Here is an 18,386-nt window from a genome sequence, read left to right on the forward strand (position 1 = left end):
TCCCCTGTTCGCTTTTAGCGATAAGACAGCCAAAGCAAAAAACTAGCAACGGTTTAGGGTTCGACCGGAGTCCATGAGTCCAGATTTGGTTGCCCCAATTTTGGTGAGTCCATTTCTGGTGGCCAAGGCCGTGTCGCCTCCGCATCGATCCAGTTTTGGATCCATGCCGCGGGTGTTGGGCGGGGCGTGGTAACGCCCATCGCCTCAATCAACACATCAGTCGGAACCGCGCGGCCCTTTGCAACAACGGCTGTGCGAAACAAAACGTGGCTGGCACATTCGCCCGACATCTTGAACATACCCTGTTCGATGTAGACGAACCGATCGTCCCACGTGGCGATTTTGGTGCGGATTTCATACTTCTCGAACGGTGTGATCCGGCGGCGATACCGGATCGACGTGCCCGCTACCGTCAGCCCCCAGCGCTTTTTCTTCAACAGTGCCCAAAGCCCCATGCGCACAGCCGCCTGAAATCGCCCCATTTCATACAACGTCAAAATACGGCCGTTGTTCATTTCCAAAAAGATATCGCAATCCACCAGCCGACAGCGATGCTGGCTCACATGCAAATCCAGCACGTTCATGGGTGGCAATTTGCGCGCTGAAAACAGGTTCAGGCCGAGGCGTAAAAATGGGTACATGCGCCCTTAAGGCGACCAATTGACGTTAACGTCAATCCATTACCCAACGGAAAGTCATTGCCCTTTTACGCTTGCGTGCTTACCTCTCCTAAAATCGTCCGAATGCCCAAACCTAGGAACGCTCTATGCAATCGCTTTTCCAAATCTTGCTGATGATCCTCGATATTGTTCGCTTCTTCATTATCGCGCATTTGGCTCTTCTCCGCTTTGTTGAGTTATTCTAGGATTTCAAATAGAACATAGATTGATTATCTGGGATGGATGATTGTCTAATTTTGAGTTTGAAGTATTCGGTATCCCTGATGCCCCTGGCTCGTTTGCGGATCATTCCTATACTGACATTACCAGCCTCTATCCTGGCGCTTGTCAGCTTGTGTTTCGCGTAGTTGCATATGCCCACACAATGTTTTCTTAGGGATTTTGCGAACTTTTTCAGATAGAGCATGTGTGACTGATCTGCGATCAGGCACCAATTTTCCAGTTGCTCTGACATCCCCTCAAATGATGGGGCGCTCCACAGAGCCTGAAGCTGTTCTTTTAAGACGTAAAGCGTATTCAGGTTGCTATTGCTCTCCAGCAACGTTTGCAGCTTGTTACTTTGTTTTTCATTCAACTTATCCGCATTTTTGAGCAACAGATAATGCGTGCCCTTCATCAACTCTTTACCACTTTGATCGGCCTTCCTGAACTCAAGGCGACGCTGATTATGGATAGCCTTGCTGTAGTTTTTCATGACGTGGAAACGGTCAAATACGATGTCGGCCATCGGCAAGGACTCCCTGACAGCCTTTTGGTAGGCAGGCCCCATATCCATCGACACGGCCTTTATTTTATGGGCTGTATCTGGCCGCAGCTGTTTCAAAAACCTTGAAAAAACTTCGGCAGTTCGACCGGCTTCCACCCAGATCAGATGCCCTCCGACCATATCGTAGACCACCGTCATATAGTCATGACCTTTCGCCCGGGCCACTTCATCGACACCAATGTATTCCAAGCCAGCAAGCTGTGCGGGATCAAGCGCAGGGAGCGTTTCCATCAGGTATGCCTTGTCGATATTCTTTACCGTCTCCCATCGTATACCTAAATGCCTGGAGACAGCCAGAATGGATAAATGACGGCACAATCCACTGATAAGATGGCAAAATCGATGGGTGAAACGGCACCCTTTATCAACAAAAGGACACGCCTCAATGCGGCGCTCACCCTTGCTAATAAAAACCTGCGCTAGCTCAATCTCAATCACACAAGGATACCCAAAAAACGGGATGTCGTTTACTTGTCGGCGAATATGTTGGTTGATGCTACCCTTCTTGCCGGTTGCAGGGTCTATAGCGCTCCTGCGGGCATCCCGACTGCACTGAACAATAACCTTCGCACCGTCTTCAGCCAGCTCAATTTCATTTACACGTTGCCCCTTCAGGCGTAAAATATGTTGCGAGATGTCGATGGTCATATACCTGCCCTATGTAAAGTTGTCAGAAACCTAACATATCAACAGGTTACTTGATGGTCAGCATCTTTTCTTACTCAACAAAGCGGAGAAGAGCCGCGCATTTCATCATGTCGTGGTTGATCCAGTTTCAGGTTCTAAACATTCGCCAGCAGTTCGTGGCGCAAATCTGGTACGGTCTCAGCCGCCTGCTGGAACCGATCTATGGCCCGATCCGCCGCATCATGCCGCAAATGGGCGGCATTGACCTTGCGCCACTGATCGCACTGCTGGCAATTCAAGCCATCCGCATCGTCCTTTATAATAACGCTGGTTCCTTCGTCTAAGGCTTGCCCTAGGCGTCCCCCTGTGATTCTTTGCGCCCAATCGGGCACACCAAAAACAGGGTTACAAGCATGAGCGCTGCCACGCTTCTCCGCGACGTTTTCGGCTTTGACGGTTACCGTCCGGGCCAACAAGAGATCGTTGAGGCCGTGACAACAGGTAAAAATACCCTTGCCATCATGCCCACGGGTGGCGGCAAATCCCTGTGTTTCCAATTGCCTGCGCTGGTGCGTGACGGCGTTACCGTCGTCATTTCCCCCCTCATCGCGCTGATGCGTGACCAAGTGCGCGGGCTGAAAGAAGCAGGCGTCGTCGCGGGTGCGCTGACCAGCGGCAACACCGAGGAAGAAACCGATGAGGTTTGGCGCAACCTCGAAAACGGCACCCTTAAACTGCTTTACATGGCGCCGGAACGCCTCGCCTCTAACGGCGCACAGAGGATGCTGCGCCAAGCGGGTGTCAGCATGATCGCCGTAGACGAGGCGCATTGTGTGTCCCAATGGGGCCACGATTTTCGCCCTGATTATCTGCGCATCGGCGATTTGCGCCGCGACCTCGACGTGCCGCTCGCCGCGTTCACCGCCACCGCCGACGAAGAAACCCGCATTGAAATCGTGGAAAAACTGTTCGACGGTCACGCGCCGACGATCTTTTTGCAGGGCTTTGATCGCCCTAATATCCACCTCGCCTTTGCCGCTAAAGACGGGCCGCGCGCCCAGATCATCAACTTTGCCAATGCCCGTAAAGAACAAGCAGGCATCGTCTACTGCGGCACCCGCGCAAAAACCGAATCCCTAGCCAAAGCTTTGCGCGACGCCCGACATTCGGCCTGCCACTACCATGGTGGCATGGACGCCGATGATCGCCGCAATGTCGAACGCCGCTTTCAACAAGAAGACGGGCTGATCGTTTGTGCCACCATCGCGTTCGGCATGGGCATCGACAAGCCCGACATCCGCTGGGTCGCCCACGCCGACTTGCCGAAATCCATTGAAAGCTACTACCAGGAAATCGGCCGCGCTGGGCGCGACGGTGCCCCCGCCGAAACCCTCACGCTTTTTGGCCCCGACGACATCCGCTATCGCCGCCAACAAATCGACGAAGGTTTGGCCCCCCCCGAACGCCGCGCCGCCGATCATGGCCGCCTGAACGCGCTGCTTGGCCTCGCCGAAGCCTTGCACTGCCGCCGCCAAAATCTGCTGTCCTATTTCGGCGAAGACCCCGCACCCTGTGGCAACTGCGATCTTTGCGACAAACCCGCCGACGTGTTCGACGGCACGACCCCCGTGCGCATGGCCCTCTCGGCTGCATTGCGCACCGAAGAACGCTTTGGCGCGGGCCACCTGATCGACATTCTGCTGGGCAACATGACTGAAAAAGTCGCGCAACGCAGCCACGACCAGCTGCCAACCTTTGGCGTCGGCAAAGAATACTCCCGCGTCCAATGGCAGGCGATTTTCCGGCAAATAATGGGCCACGACCTGATGCGCCCCAACGCCGAACGCCACGGCGCGTTGCGCATGACACCAAAAGCCCGCCCGATTTTGCGCGACGAAGCGACGATTGATCTGCGCCGCGACACTATCAAATCCGCGAAATCCGGCCCCAAGATCAAACAAATGGTATCCGAGGAAGACGCGCCGCTTCTGTCCGCGCTCAAGGCCAAACGACGCGCCTTTGCTGAACAACTTGGCGGTCCTGCTTATATTGTTTTCAACGACAAGACCCTGATCGAAATGGCTGAAAAACGCCCCAAAAGCCTCGATGATATGGCCCGCATCGGCGGTGTAGGCACCAAAAAGCTCGACAGTTACGGCGCGGCGTTTCTTGCGGTGATAAACGGCGAAGCAGCAGCGCAGCACCCGCAACGCCAGAAACTCGCCGGACGCAATGATGGGTCAATCTATGACCGTCTTCTCGAAACGCAGGCGACCCTGTCGCGCGGACCGTCTGGCACTGACAAACCCATGTCCTGTTCTGCGTCCCAACTTGCGAAAGTCGCGTCGCAAAAACCCCGCGACGAAGCCGCGATCACCCGCCTGTTGGGGGATCGTGCAGCAGACCGTTTTGGCGCGGCGTTCCTCGATATTTTGCGCGATGCGTGATCGCGCCGAAATGCACACCTTGCTGCACAGGTTGTCTACAGCCTGTGTACAGGTTGTGTCAGTTACCAGATCGGTAACATTGGTTAAATTTGCTTCACACCTGATTTACTTTATCTCAAACTCAAACAGCGGCGCACAAAGGGGAAAACACCTATGCTGACAGTCATTTCGCCTGCAAAATCCCTCGACTGGGCCCCAGTTGAAATTGTCGGGACGCAGCCCGCGTTCCAAGACGATGCAATCCGGCTGGCCAAGACGTCACGCAACCTGACTTTGGGCGCCCTCAAGACCCTGATGTCGATCTCTGATGATCTGGCGCGCCTCAACCATGACCGTTTCAAAGCGTTTCAGGATGCGCCGTCCGCGGATCGCATAAAACCCGCCGCGCTTGCGTTCAATGGTGATACCTATCAAGGGCTTGAGGCAAAAACGCTCAGCGATGATGACATGGCTTATGGCCAAGATCATCTGCGGATTCTGTCTGGTCTTTACGGTCTTTTGCGCCCACTGGACGCGATCCAACCCTACCGTCTTGAGATGGGCAGCCGCCTGAAAACCCGACGCGGAAAATCGCTGTATGACTATTGGGGCACCACGATTTCCAAAGCGCTGAACACGCTAGCGGGCGCGATGGGCACAGACACGTTGGTCAACTGTGCGTCACAAGAATACTTTGGCGCAGCAGACACTAAAGCCTTGAAATTAAACGTCATCACGCCAGTGTTTATGGAAGTCAAAGACGACCGCCCGCGCATCGTCAGCTTCTTCGCCAAACGTGCCCGCGGTGCCATGGCCCGCCACATCATCGAACACCGCGTCACGACTCATCAAGGCGTTAACGAATTCACATCAGGCGGTTATGTCTTTGATCCCGACCTATCGACCGAAAATCGCCCCGTTTTCCTACGCGATTACCCCGATCCGAAGGCAGGTTAAATCCGTTCGATTGCCAGCGCGATACCCTGACCACCGCCGATACACATCGTAATCAGTGCCCATTTTTTGCCTGTTCTTTCAAGCTCATACATCGCCTTGACGGTCAGGATCGCACCCGTTGCACCAACCGGATGGCCCAGCGCAATCGCGCCGCCGTTCGGGTTCACGCGCGCGCCATCAAACCCCAATTCCTGTGAGGCCGCCAAAGCCTGCGACGCAAAGGCCTCATTGCTTTCAATCACATCGAAATCATCTGCGCAAAGACCTGTTTTCGCAAACAAATTTTGCACCGCTGGCACGGGTCCAATGCCCATAACCTCAGGCCGCACACCTGCATGGGCATAGCCCAAAACGCGGAATTTCGGCGTCAAACCCGCCTTTTCAGCCGCCTCAGCCGTCGCCAAAACCACCGCTGCCGCACCATCGTTGATGCCTGATGCGTTGCCCGCCGTGACGGTGCCGTCTTTTTGAAATACCGTACGCAGCCCAGACAGCGCGTCAATCGTAGTCGCCTTGGGATGCTCATCGCGTTGAAATAAAACAGTTTCCCGCCGCTGCTTCACCTCAACAGGGACGATCTGTTCGTCGAAATATCCGGCTTCAATCGCCGCCGCTGCGCGCTCTTGGGATTGCATCGCAAAGGCGTCCTGCGCGGCGCGGGTGATCCCGTGTTCCGCCGCGACGTTTTCCGCCGTCACCCCCATGTGTCCCGTCCCGAACGGACAATTCAACGCGCCCAGCATCATGTCACGCCCCGTGATATCCCCCATCTTCGCGCCCCACCGCGCGTCGGCTAAAATGTAGGGTGCGCGGCTCATATTTTCGGCACCGCCAGCAAGGCCAAAGCCCGCATCCCCAAGCATAAGTGATTGAATAACTGATACAATCGCCTGCACACCAGACCCGCACAAACGGTTCACGTTCATCGCTGGAACACTGTCTGGAACGCCTGCATCCATGGCCGCCACGCGGCTAAGATACATGTCGCGCGGTTCGGTATTGATGACATGTCCGAACGTCACATGCCCGATCTGTGCCGGATCAACGCCACCACGGTCTAACGCCGCCTTGCTGACCGTTGCGGCCAGACCAATCGGCGGGCTTCCTGCAAGACTGCCGCCAAAAGCGCCAATTGCGGTTCTGGCCCCTGATAGAATGACGATGTCGGACATGGTGCGCTCCTTTGAAATGTTAACCACACTCTAATGACCCGCGCTGATCCACCAAGTCTGACGTCGCGGCGCGGTCTCTGATGATTGGTTAACGCTTTCCATAACGGGACGCCACGGCCCATTCAGCCGCGACATTTAAGACATTCGTCGCCCTGTCCCTTGCCGCGTCCGCCGCTTGCTGGAATAGATGTACCCATGTTGTTGCGCGTCACAGATCTCATCAAAAGTTACCCTAGCCCAGACGGTGCCGTGGCGATCCTCAGCGGGATCAGCATGGCTATGGACAGGGGGGAAACCCTTGCGCTGACTGGAGAATCCGGTTCTGGCAAGAGCACGCTTTTGCATCTTGTTGGCGGGCTCGACCAACCCGATGGTGGCCATGTCGAGATTGATGGAGTCGACATTGGCGCACTTGATGACGCCTCCTGCGCTGCCGTAAGGCGCGACAAAGTTGGCGTTATCTTTCAGCAATTCAACTTGATCCCGTCCCTTACGGTCGCATCAAATATCGCGTTTCAGGCGCGGCTTGCAGGCGTTGAAGATGTCGATTGGACCCGCGATTTGACCAACCGCATGGGGCTGGCCGATCACATGGCGAAATATCCCGAACAACTGTCGGGTGGGCAGCAGCAACGGGTGGCGATTGCGCGTACGTTGGCCGCACGTCCAGCGCTTGTGCTGGCCGACGAACCGACCGGCAACTTGGATGAAACCACCGCCGACACGGTGTTGGACTTGATGTTAACGCTGGTCGCGGAAACAAATGCTGCGCTGTTGATGGTCACACATTCAGAACGCCTTGCGGCGCGCATGGGCCGGCGGTTGCACCTTCGGGCGGGCCGCGTCGTATGACCCGTGCTGGGTTGCACGCGCTGTTGTCACATTGGTGGCGCAACCCGATGCAGCTGTTCACATTGGTTGTTGGCCTGTCACTTGCGACAGCCCTTTGGTCTGGCGTGCAGGCGGTGAACGCCGAAGCACGGGCTAGCTATGACGCCGCAGCTGCAACGCTGGGCGAAGGCCAGTTCGCCCAGATCACATCAGACACTGGCATGATCCTGCAGGCTGACTACATTAAATTGCGCCGCGCCGGATGGCTCGTCAGCCCTGTCGTCGAGGGGCGGCTGGACGGTGTGCGCCTCATCGGGCTCGATCCGTTGACTGCGCCAAACGGCCTTGGCCCCGTTGATCTGAGCAACCGAGAGCTGACCGTTGATGTGCTGACAGGTGGGGTGTTCTACGCCACGCAAGACACGTTGGACCGGATCAGCGGCTACAACGTCACGCTCATGCCATCACCTGACGTCGCCCGGGGAGTGATCCTGACAGATGTTGGCACGGCGCAGCGATTGCTAGACATGGGCGGCTTTCTCAGCCGCCTGATTGTCGCGTCCGCGCAGCCGGTGAACCAAGCCCCGTTGGCAGACGTCGCCCCTGATCTCACGGTGCGCACACCGCAAAACGGGACCGATGTGGCGCGTTTGACTGACAGTTTTCACCTTAACCTCACCGCGTTTGGGCTGCTGTCTTTCGCCGTAGGCATTTTTATTGTTCACGGTGCTATCGGCTTGGCGTTTGAACAGCGCCGTCCTGTGATCCGCACCCTCCGGGCCCTCGGCTTTCCGCTGCGCCGTCTGGTGGCGTTGATCGCAGTTGAACTGCTTGCCCTGTCTCTCATCGCGGGGGCTATCGGCGTCGGCTTGGGCTATCTTATCGCCGCTGCACTATTGCCCGATGTCGCTGCGACAATTTCTGGTCTGTATGGCGCGTCGGTTTCCGGCACATTGCAGTTGCGTCCCGAATGGTGGCTATCGGGCCTGCTGATCGCTGTCGGTGGCACAGGTATGGCCGCTGCAACGTCTTTGTTCCAGCTCGCACGGATGCCGCTGTTGGCCTCGGCGCGACCGCGCGCATGGGCGATGCAGGCGGGCAGGGGGCGATTGTATCAGGCGGCGCTAGCTGTCGGATTGTTGATCTTGGCAGCACTCCTTGGCGCGTTTGGCAGCGGCTTGATTGCGGGCTTCGGGATGCTCGCTGCGCTGCTGATAGGCGCGGCCTTGGCGCTCCCTGTGGTTCTGGACCGCGCGTTGGCCTTTGGCGCATCACGGGCAAAATCTGTCATCGCAGAATGGTTTTGGGCCGACACGCGCCAGCAATTGCCCGGCTTGTCACTGGCGCTGATGGCGCTGCTGTTGGCGATGGCCGCGAACGTCGGCGTGTCCACCATGGTCAGCTCGTTCCGACTGACGTTCACGGGCTTCCTCGACCAGCGGCTGGCGTCCGAATTCTACGTCTATGCCGATGACGCCGAGCAGGCGGCTGCGCTGCGAACGTTTTTGACATCGCGCGTCGACAAAGTTTTGCCGATCCAATCCGCTGACCAAGACATTCGTGGTCTGGCCTCCGAAATATACGGCCCGACAGCCCACGCAACATACCGCGAAAACTGGTTGTTCCTCCAGTCCGCCCCCGACGCATGGCCCCGTATCGAAGCGGGGGAGGGTGCTGCCATCAACGAACAACTGGCGCGGCGCGGCGATATTGCGATTGGCGACACCATCACCATCGCGGGTCAGCCGTTTGTAGTCCTTGGTATCTACGGCGATTACGGCAACACCATTGGCCAAGTCATTGTGACGGAAACGTTGTTAAACACCCTGTTTCCCGACATTCGCGCCCTGAGGTTTGGCCTGCGCATGGACCCCGCTGATGTTCCTGCCTTATCCGCCGAACTGCGCGACAGCTTCGGGCTGGCTGAGAGTAACATGATCAATCAAGCGGGGATCAAAGCCTTCTCGCTTGATGTGTTCGAGCGCACTTTTACGGTCACAGGCGCGCTCAACGTCCTTACCCTCGCCGTGGCGGGGTTCGCCATATTGATGAGCCTGCTCACCCTCGCCACGATGCGCCTGCCGCAACTTGCGCCCGTTTGGGCACAGGGCCTGACGCGGGCACGCTTAGGGCGCCTCGAAATCATCCGCGCGGTGCTGCTCGCCCTGCTCACCGCCGCCCTCGCGCTTCCGCTTGGCCTCGCCCTCGCATGGACCTTGCTGGCTGTTGTCAATGTTGAGGCGTTCGGCTGGCGGCTGCCAATGTATCTGTTTCCCTTGGCCTATTTGCGCCTTGCGGTCTTTGCAGTGATCGCCGCCGTCCTTGCGGCGCTGTGGCCCGCCCGCAAACTTGCCCGTACCCGTCCCGCTGATCTGCTCAAGGTGTTTTCCAATGAACGCTAGGGTGCTCCTCCTCCTGCTCTGGCCATTTGCCGCCTCCGCCCAAGGCTTTGCTGGCCTTGGTACGGAAACTGACGGCTTCGCGACTCCGCAAAGCCCTGCCATCTTTGACTTTCCGACCGATCACGGCCCGCATGCCGATTACCGCATCGAATGGTGGTATCTGACGGCCAACTTGCAGGCCGCCGACGGGACGCCCTATGGCCTTCAATGGACGTTGTTTCGCACGGCCCTTGCGCCAGAACAGGGTGCCGGATGGTCCTCGCCGCAACTCTGGATGGGTCATGCTGCCGTTACCACACTTGACATGCACTATGTCACCGAACGCCTTGCCCGTGGCGGGATCGGTCAGGCCGGCGTCACTGCTGACCCGTTTGAAGCATGGATCGATGACTGGCAGCTGACTGGCCCTGATTTCGACAGGCTGACCATGACCGCGAGCGGCCCCGATTTTGCCTATGATATGAACCTTACGGCAACTGGGCCGCTGATTTTTCACGGCAACAACGGCTACTCGGTGAAATCCGCTGAAGGGCAAGCATCCTATTATTATTCACAGCCTTCTTATACGATCGAAGGGACGCTCACGTTGCCAGACGGAGATGTCGACGTGACGGGCACCGCGTGGCTTGATCGCGAATGGTCGTCGCAACCGCTGTCGGACAATCAAACCGGTTGGGACTGGTTTTCGCTTTCGCTCGATTCGGGCAAGCTGATGGGGTTTCGCCTGCGTCAGACCGACGGGACAGTCTATACATCGGCCACATGGATCACGCCGGACGGCCAAACCACAGCCTATCCTGACGGGGCGTTCAACGCCGACCCTTTGTCCACCGCAATAGTCGATGGGCGCACAATCCCGACGCGGTGGCGCGTGACCCTGCCGGACCGCGATGTCGATGTCACCGTTGCGGCGATCAACGATCAAGCATGGATGCAAACCTCGGTTCCTTATTGGGAAGGCCCGATTACGGTCACTGGCAGCCACACCGGCGTCGGCTATCTGGAAATGACGGGGTACGAGTGACAGATCCGTGACCACAAGCCCCTCGCGCCAGTGTGCGCGCCGCGTTAAGACGATGCTATGAAAACAACGATCCCCTACACCCGCGACCTCGTTTTGGTGGGCGGTGGTCACACCCACGCCCTTGTGCTGCGCAGTTGGGGGATGAACCCGCTGCCCGGTGTGCGCCTGACCGTGATTAATCCCGGTCCGACAGCACCTTATTCCGGCATGCTTCCGGGCTTTGTCGCAGGGCATTACACCCGCGATGAGTTGGACATTGATCTGGTGCAACTCGCGCGCTTTGCGGGGGCCCGTTTGATCGCTGGCAAAGCCACGGCAATTGATCCTGTGGGCAAAACCATCACCGTCTTAGGTCGCCCTGACATTGCCTACGATGTCGCCGCAATTGATGTTGGGATCACATCCGAAATGCCGCGCCTTGCGGGATTTGCGGACTTTGGTATCCCTGCTAAACCGCTCGGCGCTTTCGCGTCACGGTGGGATGCATACCGCACTACGGCCACCGCCCCCAAGGTCGCCGTCATCGGCGGCGGCGTGGCGGGCGCGGAACTTGCCATGGCGATGGCCTATGCGTTGCGCGACAAGGCCCCGCAGGTCTCGCTGATTGATCGTGGTGAGGTTCTTGACGGGTTCGACCCTCCTGCCCGAAATCGCCTGCTTACGGCGCTAGAAGAACTCGGCGTCACACTGGTTGAACACGCTGACGTTGAAGACGTGCGCGCAGATGCTGTGCACCTTACCGATGGCACGCTTATCGCGTCCGATTTCACCACAGGCGCTGCAGGTGCGCGTCCGCATGACTGGATCGCCGACATCGGGCTGGACCTACATCAAGGCTCGCTCGTCGTTGGGGTGACCCTGCAAACGTCTGACCCGGACATTTTTGCTGTCGGTGATTGCGCCCACCTGTCCCATGACCCACGCCCCAAGGCGGGCGTCTTTGCTGTGCGCGAGGCCCCGTACCTGTTCGACAATCTACGCGCCCGCCTGTCGGGTGGAAAAATGCGCAACTATCATCCGCAAAAAGACTACCTGAAACTTATCTCACTCGGCGGTAAGTCCGCACTGGCAGAAAAGCTGGGAACTGCACGACGTGGCGCGCTTTTGTGGAAATGGAAAAACCATATCGACCGCAAATTCATGGATCAATTCGACACTTTGCCAGTGATGCAGCAGCCGCTGCCGCTGCGCATGGCGACTGGGGTGATTGAGACCATGGGCGATGCTCCCATGTGTGGCGGTTGCGGCGCCAAGGTCGGTCGCGGTGCCCTGCAGGGTGCGCTTGCCACGCTGCCAGCCACGACACGCAAAGACATCATCTCCTTGCCTGGCGATGACGCTGCCCTTTTGAAAACTGGTGGCGAGACGCAAGTTTTCACCACTGATCATCTAAGTGCGGTGACGATTGATCCCGTCCTCATGGCCCAAATCACCGCCACCCACGCGCTGGGCGATGTCTGGGCGATGGGTGCAGACCCGCAGGCGGCTGTCCTGTCGCTGACACTTCCGCGCATGTCTGCCCAATTGCAGCAACGCACCGTGACCGAAATAACCCAGACAATGGCCCGCAATCTTGGCGGCGCAGCTCTTGTGGGGGGGCACACGACGATGGGCGACGGGCTGACCATCGGCCTGTCGATCACCGGACTTTGCAAACGCACGCCGATCACGCTGGCAGGGGCCAATGTTGGCGACGTGCTGGTGCTGACCAAGCCCATTGGGTCTGGTACGATCCTTGCGGCTGAAATGCGAATGCTGGCGCACGGCGGCGATGTGTTGGCGTGTTACAAGGTGATGATCCAACCGCAAGATACGGCTGCGCGGTTGCTCAAAGAGGCCTATGCGATGACGGATGTGACGGGCTTTGGCCTTGCGGGGCATCTGGCGGGCATCTGCGAAGCCTCGGGCGTTGGTGCACATGTGCGCCTTTCGGACGTCCCGCTGATGGACGGCGCGCTGGATCTCGCCGACGCGGGTATTCGATCAACGCTTTATCCTGACAACCGCAATGATCCGCGTGTCACTGCGCCGGACACGGCAAACGCAGCGTTGATGTTTGATCCCCAAACAGGCGGTGGCCTGCTTGCGGCGATACCAAAGGCGAAGGCGACCGCATTGGCTAAAAAATCCAATGTCTGGATCATCGGTGACATCATCGATGGCAACAGCGTGACATTTAGCTGACGGTTTCGACCCAAGCAGCGATGCGCCCCGCCAAATCGGCCCGCGCGTCGATCCCCAAATCGGCCACATCGAACCGTTGCAACACATCCGCCCCGTGACGCGTGCGCCCTGACCGGTAGGTTGGGTCGTAATGCTCATCCATCAACGCGCGGGCCAGTGCTTTGAGTGCGCCCGCCTGCAAAAGCGCAAGCCAGCCATCAACCAGCCCGCCACGGTGACGGCGCAAGATTTCCAGCTTGGCAGTCAAACCCGCTGTATCCGCACTGATGTCCTCATAAGCATCTGCGAGATACTGCGCCCGTGCGTCCAGCGGCGCGTCGATTTCAATGCGCGACGCCGCCTTCATCGCGGCCCATAGAGTTGGCGGCACGACCCGTTCGCCAACCTTGCTGCTTTCGGCCTCCACCATAATTGGCCGCGTGGGGTCCATCCGTGCAAGCGCACAGGCCAATGCCGTTTCAAACCCCTTTTGTGCCGGCTGTCCGCCTGCCATGGATCCCAACAAAGACCCGCGATGGTTCGCCAATCCTTCCAGGTCGAGGACCTGCACACCTAGCCCTTGCAAGCGATGCAAAATATCGGTTTTCGCGGTGCCTGTGTTGCCGTCGAGCAGGATCAACCGATGCGTTACGGCGTCTTTGTAGAGCACGTAATGCACAAGATTTCGATAGCTTTGATAGCCGCCGTCAATCACTTCGGCACGCCAGCCGATCTGTGACAGGATCGACGCGAAAGACCCCGACCGCTGCCCGCCGCGCCAGCAATATACCAGCGGCCTCCAACTGCCTGCGATGTCTTTTAGCGGTCCATCCAAATGCTCAGCGACATTGCGCGCCACAAGCGCCGCGCCAATCTTGCGGGCCTTGAACGGCGCCTCTTGTACGTAGATCGTTCCCACCCGCGCGCGTTCGTCATTGGACAATGCGGGTAGGTTGATCGCGCCGGGCACGTGATCTTCGGCGAATTCAGCGGGGGAACGCACGTCGATGACCGTGTCGAACCCGTGATCAAGGATATCGGTCAGACTGGAGAAGCTGGTTTTCATTGGCGATGCTTACCTGACCGCGCGATGGGCCGAAAGGCGATACGACCTTGTCTGCTCGTCCCCATCACCGGTATCGTGCGCCATGATCATGCGCAGCCTTTCAGCAAACACGGATCGGGCCGTCGTGGCGCGACTGTTTGCTGACGCCGCAGATTATGTTCTGCTTGAAGATGGACGTGCCCCCGATGAGGCGACGACGGACAGTTTTTTCAATGAACGACCGCCAAATGTCGGTGCAGCAGACGCCGTGCATATCGGGATGTTTGATGCAGATCGCTTGCTGGGCATACTTGGTGTTGTTTTTGGCTACCCTGAGGCGAACGACAGCTACATCGGGCTGTTGTTGTTGGCGCCACACGCGCGGGGCGGGGGTGTTAGGGGTCATGCCCTCGCCCACGCGACAACCCTTGCACGCGCGCGCGGATCAACCCGCCAACTGGTTGCGGTACTGGATCAGAACCTGAAGGGTCGCGCGTTTTGGGACCGCGAAGGGTTCGCGCTTGAACAGTCGTTTCCGCCGACGGAAGACCGCCATACCCGGCACCGGATGACGCGCGCGATCTAGGGGTGCAGTGGCGTGCGGCCGTTGTCGTCCAGCGTGAACCAACCCGCGCCGTCAAACAGCGTCGGCACGAGGGGCCGCCCATAGCCTGCGCCACCGTCAATATTGATCCGGTTGCCATGGTGCTGCGGAAAATCCAGCGCGGTGTGGCCGTGCACATACATCGCGTCCAGTTCGCCGCCGTAATCCAGCCAGCCTTCCCTGATCCAGATCAGATCGCTTTGCGCTTGATCATCTGTTGCAACGTTCGGGCGAATGCCCGCGTGGACAAAAATATGATCGTGGGGTGCTTTGATGAACAGCGGCAATGCTGCGATCCAATCAAGATGGGACGCAGGCACCGCATCTTTCGCTGCATCCGCAAAGGCGGCCAACAGGCTGTCTGACGCAGGGTCGAGCCCGTGTTCGTTTGCGTGGTCCCAACTGATCCAGCCAGGATGATCCAGTTCTGTAGCGCCCATATACGACGCCAAGGTCCGCACGCCCCCAAGTCGGTGATGCAACCACGTTTTGCCCGACAGGATTTCAGGGTGCAGAACTTTCGCCGATGTCACGAACTGATGAAACATAAGATCATGATTGCCGAGGATGCAGTGCCATGGCTTTCCCGCGTTTTGCCCGTCAATGATCGTTTGAATGACGCCACGACTGTCTGGTCCGCGATCCACAAGATCACCGACAAAATACAGGTCAGCATCGCCACCACCATCGGCATCGATCAACGCCAAAGCGCGGTCAAGCTGCGCCATCTGTCCGTGGATATCACCGAGGGCATAAAACATGGTTGGCCTTTCGAGGGGCTTTGCCCCCGCCTTCGGCTCCCCCAGGATATTTAGGAGACAAAGGCAGGGTATAGAGGGTTTAGGCCACGTCGAAGGTCAGCGGTTTTACTTGCGTGAACATGCCTGTGGCTTCTATTTCTGCCAAGGCAGCGGCGGGGACCGTTTCGTCCACATACAGCAGCGCAATCGCTTCGCCATTTGCCGCAGAACGGCCCAGTGTGAAGTTCGCGATATTGACGTTATGTTTGCCCATGGTTTGGCCCAACGTGCCGATAATTCCGGGCACGTCTTCGTTGGTGGTGTAGATCATATGCGCCCCGATCTCAGCGTCGATGTTGATGCCTTTGATCTGGATAAAGCGCGGTTTGCCATCACTAAAGACCGTGCCTGCGACCGAGCGTTCCCGCTTGGACGTCACAACCGTAACCTTCATGTACCCGTCAAACGCGCCGGTTTTATCCTGCTTGGTCGTGCTGATCTTGATGCCGCGTTCTTTGGCGATCACGGGCGCGCTGACCATGTTGGTGTCAGGGTTGGCCTTTTTCATGATGCCCGCAACAACGGCGGCTGTCAGTGCCTCAAGGTTCATGTCCGACACCGTGCCGTCAAACAGGATGTTAATGGCTTGGATCGGTTCATCCGTCATCTGGCCGATGAAATTGCCGAGGTGTCCGGACAGTGAAATCCACGGTGTCATGACCTTGGCCTCTTCTGCTGTCACCGACGGCATGTTCAGCGCATTGGTCACGGCCCCCGTCATCAGATAATCCGACATCTGCTCGGCGACTTGCAGTGCGACGTTTTCCTGTGCCTCGGTGGTCGCAGCGCCAAGGTGCGGTGTCACGACGACATTGGGCAGGTTGAACAACGGGCTGTCTGTTGCGGGTTCGACCGCGAACACGTCAAACGCCGCGCCCGCCACATGGCCTGATTTCAACGCATCAGCGAGGGCGGCTTCATCGACCAGACCACCGCGCGCGCAGTTGATAATCCGCACACCTTTCTTGGTCTTGGCAATGTTTTCGCGGCTCAGGATATTGGCGGTCTGGTCGGTGAACGGCACATGCAGAGTGATGAAATCAGCCTTTTCCAGCAGCTCCTCCAATTCAACCTTTTGCACGCCCATCTTATCGGCCTTCTCTTCGCCGAGGTACGGATCGTACGCCATGACCTTCATTTTCAAGGCCCGCGCGCGGTCGCAGACAATGCCGCCAATGTTGCCCGCACCGATGACACCAAGGGTCTTGCCGGTCAGCTCAACCCCCATGAATTTGGATTTCTCCCATTTGCCCGCATGGGTGGATGCGGACGCTTCGGGAATTTGGCGCGCCACGGCGAACATCATCGCGATTGCGTGTTCGGCGGTGGTGATCATATTGCCGAACGGTGTGTTCATGACGATGATACCGGCCTTGGATGCGGCTTCTTTGTCGACGTTGTCGGTGCCGATACCGGCGCGGCCAATGACCTTTAGGTTCGGCGCACTTTCCAGCAATTTCGCGGTGACCTTGGTGGCAGAGCGGATGGCAAGGCCATCATATTGGCTAATCACGGCAGCCAGCGCGTCTTTGTCTTTGCCAAGGTCTGGCATGAAATCCACGTCAACACCGCGGTCGCGGAAAATCTGCACTGCGGCCTGCGAAAGGCTATCAGAGATGAGTACTTTGGGAGCCATGTTAAGCGTCCTTCAATTGAAATGTTTGGGGGTGGGACCGCGCCGAACTGATACGGGCGGTCCCGAAACTTATGCGTTGATTTCGGTCTGGAACGCCCAGTCGAGCCACGGCAACATCGCTTCGATGTCGCTTGTCTCGATGGTTGCACCACACCAAATACGCAGGCCAGCCGGCGCGTCGCGATACGCCCCGATATCCAGCGCAATGCCTTCAACCTCAAGCCGCTTTGCTATGGCTTTGGCAAAGGCTGCACCATCTTTGATGCGCGGATCGGTAAATTTCAAACAGACCGACGTGTTTGATCGTGTCGCCGCATTGACCGCAAGATTGTCGATCCAGTCGCGTGTGGCACAGAAATTCCAGATCGCTTGCGCATTGGCATCGGCGCGCATTTTCAGCGCGTCCAGACCGCCGATTGATTTCGCCCAATGCAGCGCGAACAGGTAGTCTTCGACACATAGCATCGACGGCGTGTTGATCGTTTCACCCTTAAAGATGCCTTCAATCAATTTGCCGCCTTTGGTCATGCGGAAAATCTTTGGCATCGGCCAAGGAGGTGTATAATTCTCAAGCCGTTCAACCGAACGTGGCGACAAAACGATCATCCCATGCGCCGCTTCGCCGCCCATGACTTTCTGCCAGGAAAACGTCGTCACATCCAACTTGTCCCACGGCAGGTCTTGCGCAAAGGCCGCACTGGTCGCGTCGCAAATTGTCAAACCTGTGCGGTTGGCAGGGATCGGATCGCCCGCAACCCGCACGCCAGATGTCGTGCCATTCCACGTGAACACGACGTCTTGGTCGTAATCCAGCGCCGCCATATCCACGATGTGACCGTAATCTTCGATATGCTCGGAGGCTTCGATCTTGAGCTGTTTGATGACGTCGCTGACCCAGCCCGCGCCAAAACTTTCCCATGCAACCATCTGAACGGGGCGTTCGCCCAACAGTGACCACATCGCCATTTCCACGGCACCCGTGTCGGATGCGGGCACAATGCCAATGCGGTAATCAGCAGGAATGCCCAGCACATCCCGCGTGAGATCGATTGCTTCCTTTAACTTTTCTTTGCCCACGGCAGCGCGGTGCGAACGACCAAGCGGAGCGTCCTTTAGTACGTCAAGCGACCATGTGGGGGGTTTGGCACAAGGGCCAGATGAAAAACGCGGATTTGCCGGCCGCGCGCCGGGTGTCGTAATAGCCATTTGTGCTATCCTTCCAGATAAGCGCCCTTCGTTGGGGAAGGGTGTCC

Annotated in this window: 15 protein-coding genes; 8 read left to right on the top strand and 7 right to left on the bottom strand. The window is 57.8% G+C overall.

All coding sequences use genetic code 11. The annotated features are described in order from the left end of the window. Positions 1-53: 53 nt before the first annotated feature. Together OA238_RS00095 and OA238_RS00100 are read right to left on the bottom strand one after the other, a co-directional pair. Positions 54-641 carry an acyl-CoA thioesterase gene (locus OA238_RS00095; RefSeq protein WP_015493536.1) on the bottom strand — a complete coding sequence of 196 codons (588 nt, stop codon included), beginning with the start codon at positions 639-641 and terminating at the stop codon, positions 54-56. A gap of 220 nt (positions 642-861) precedes the next feature. After that, the gene (locus OA238_RS00100) at positions 862-2,094 is read right to left on the bottom strand and encodes an ISL3 family transposase (RefSeq protein WP_015493537.1); all 1,233 of its coding nucleotides are present in this window, start codon (positions 2,092-2,094) and stop codon (positions 862-864) included. A 53-nt stretch (positions 2,095-2,147) separates the two neighbouring features. Here OA238_RS00100 and OA238_RS00105 point away from each other — a divergent pair, with 53 nt between their 5' ends. The 3 genes from OA238_RS00105 to yaaA all read left to right on the top strand — a co-directional run bounded on the left by OA238_RS00105 (position 2,148) and on the right by yaaA (position 5,456). Continuing rightward, entirely contained in the window at positions 2,148-2,417 is a 270-nt protein-coding gene (locus tag OA238_RS00105; protein ID WP_015493538.1) for a YggT family protein, read from the top strand. A 69-nt stretch (positions 2,418-2,486) separates the two neighbouring features. Next, the gene (gene recQ, locus OA238_RS00110) at positions 2,487-4,520 is read left to right on the top strand and encodes a DNA helicase RecQ (protein ID WP_015493539.1); all 2,034 of its coding nucleotides are present in this window, start codon (positions 2,487-2,489) and stop codon (positions 4,518-4,520) included. A gap of 153 nt (positions 4,521-4,673) precedes the next feature. Beyond that, a complete protein-coding gene (yaaA, locus tag OA238_RS00115; RefSeq protein WP_015493540.1) occupies positions 4,674-5,456 on the top strand; it encodes a peroxide stress protein YaaA in 783 nt (260 codons plus the stop codon). Here the strand turns inward: yaaA and OA238_RS00120 are convergent. Beyond that, positions 5,453-6,628: an acetyl-CoA C-acyltransferase family protein gene (locus OA238_RS00120; protein ID WP_015493541.1), complete on the bottom strand. Its 1,176-nt coding sequence runs from the start codon at positions 6,626-6,628 to the stop codon at positions 5,453-5,455. The two genes, yaaA and OA238_RS00120, sit on opposite strands and share 4 nt — an antisense overlap. Positions 6,629-6,823: 195 nt before the next feature. Here OA238_RS00120 and OA238_RS00125 point away from each other — a divergent pair, with 195 nt between their 5' ends. The 4 genes from OA238_RS00125 to selD are packed head-to-tail and all read left to right on the top strand — an operon-like array spanning position 6,824 to position 13,069. After that, on the top strand, positions 6,824-7,480 hold the full coding sequence (locus tag OA238_RS00125; protein ID WP_044035986.1) for an ABC transporter ATP-binding protein: 657 nt from the start codon (positions 6,824-6,826) through the stop codon (positions 7,478-7,480). Then, complete coding sequence (locus tag OA238_RS00130; RefSeq protein ID WP_015493543.1) at positions 7,477-9,861, top strand: ABC transporter permease; 2,385 nt, start codon at positions 7,477-7,479, stop codon at positions 9,859-9,861. Before OA238_RS00125 ends, OA238_RS00130 begins: the two co-directional genes overlap by 4 nt. Continuing rightward, the gene (locus OA238_RS00135; protein ID WP_015493544.1) at positions 9,851-10,885 is read left to right on the top strand and encodes a lipocalin-like domain-containing protein; all 1,035 of its coding nucleotides are present in this window, start codon (positions 9,851-9,853) and stop codon (positions 10,883-10,885) included. The genes OA238_RS00130 and OA238_RS00135 overlap by 11 nt, the downstream gene beginning before the upstream one ends. A 57-nt stretch (positions 10,886-10,942) precedes the next feature. Then, on the top strand, positions 10,943-13,069 hold the full coding sequence (gene selD, locus OA238_RS00140; RefSeq protein WP_015493545.1) for a selenide, water dikinase SelD: 2,127 nt from the start codon (positions 10,943-10,945) through the stop codon (positions 13,067-13,069). On the opposite strand, the gene mnmH is transcribed toward selD, so the two are convergent. After that, positions 13,062-14,114: a tRNA 2-selenouridine(34) synthase MnmH gene (gene mnmH, locus OA238_RS00145; protein ID WP_015493546.1), complete on the bottom strand. Its 1,053-nt coding sequence runs from the start codon at positions 14,112-14,114 to the stop codon at positions 13,062-13,064. The two genes, selD and mnmH, sit on opposite strands and share 8 nt — an antisense overlap. Positions 14,115-14,202: 88 nt before the next feature. Between mnmH and OA238_RS28485 the strand changes: the two genes are divergently transcribed. Further along, positions 14,203-14,679 (top strand): GNAT family N-acetyltransferase, encoded by a 477-nt coding sequence (locus OA238_RS28485; RefSeq protein WP_187293123.1) that lies wholly within the window; start codon positions 14,203-14,205, stop codon positions 14,677-14,679. Here the strand turns inward: OA238_RS28485 and OA238_RS00155 are convergent. The 3 genes from OA238_RS00155 to OA238_RS00165 form a co-directional block, all read right to left on the bottom strand. Continuing rightward, on the bottom strand, positions 14,676-15,458 hold the full coding sequence (locus tag OA238_RS00155; RefSeq protein ID WP_015493548.1) for a metallophosphoesterase: 783 nt from the start codon (positions 15,456-15,458) through the stop codon (positions 14,676-14,678). The genes OA238_RS28485 and OA238_RS00155 overlap by 4 nt on opposite strands. A 79-nt stretch (positions 15,459-15,537) precedes the next feature. Then, positions 15,538-17,133, bottom strand: a complete 1,596-nt coding sequence (gene serA / locus OA238_RS00160; RefSeq protein ID WP_015493549.1) for a phosphoglycerate dehydrogenase — start codon at positions 17,131-17,133, stop codon at positions 15,538-15,540. A 69-nt stretch (positions 17,134-17,202) separates the two neighbouring features. Further along, positions 17,203-18,339, bottom strand: coding sequence for a phosphoserine transaminase (locus OA238_RS00165; RefSeq protein WP_015493550.1), 1,137 nt, complete (start codon positions 18,337-18,339; stop codon positions 17,203-17,205). Positions 18,340-18,386: the final 47 nt, after the last annotated feature.

Origin of the sequence: Octadecabacter arcticus 238 (genome assembly GCF_000155735.2) — a bacterium.
GTDB lineage: Bacteria > Pseudomonadota > Alphaproteobacteria > Rhodobacterales > Rhodobacteraceae > Octadecabacter > Octadecabacter arcticus.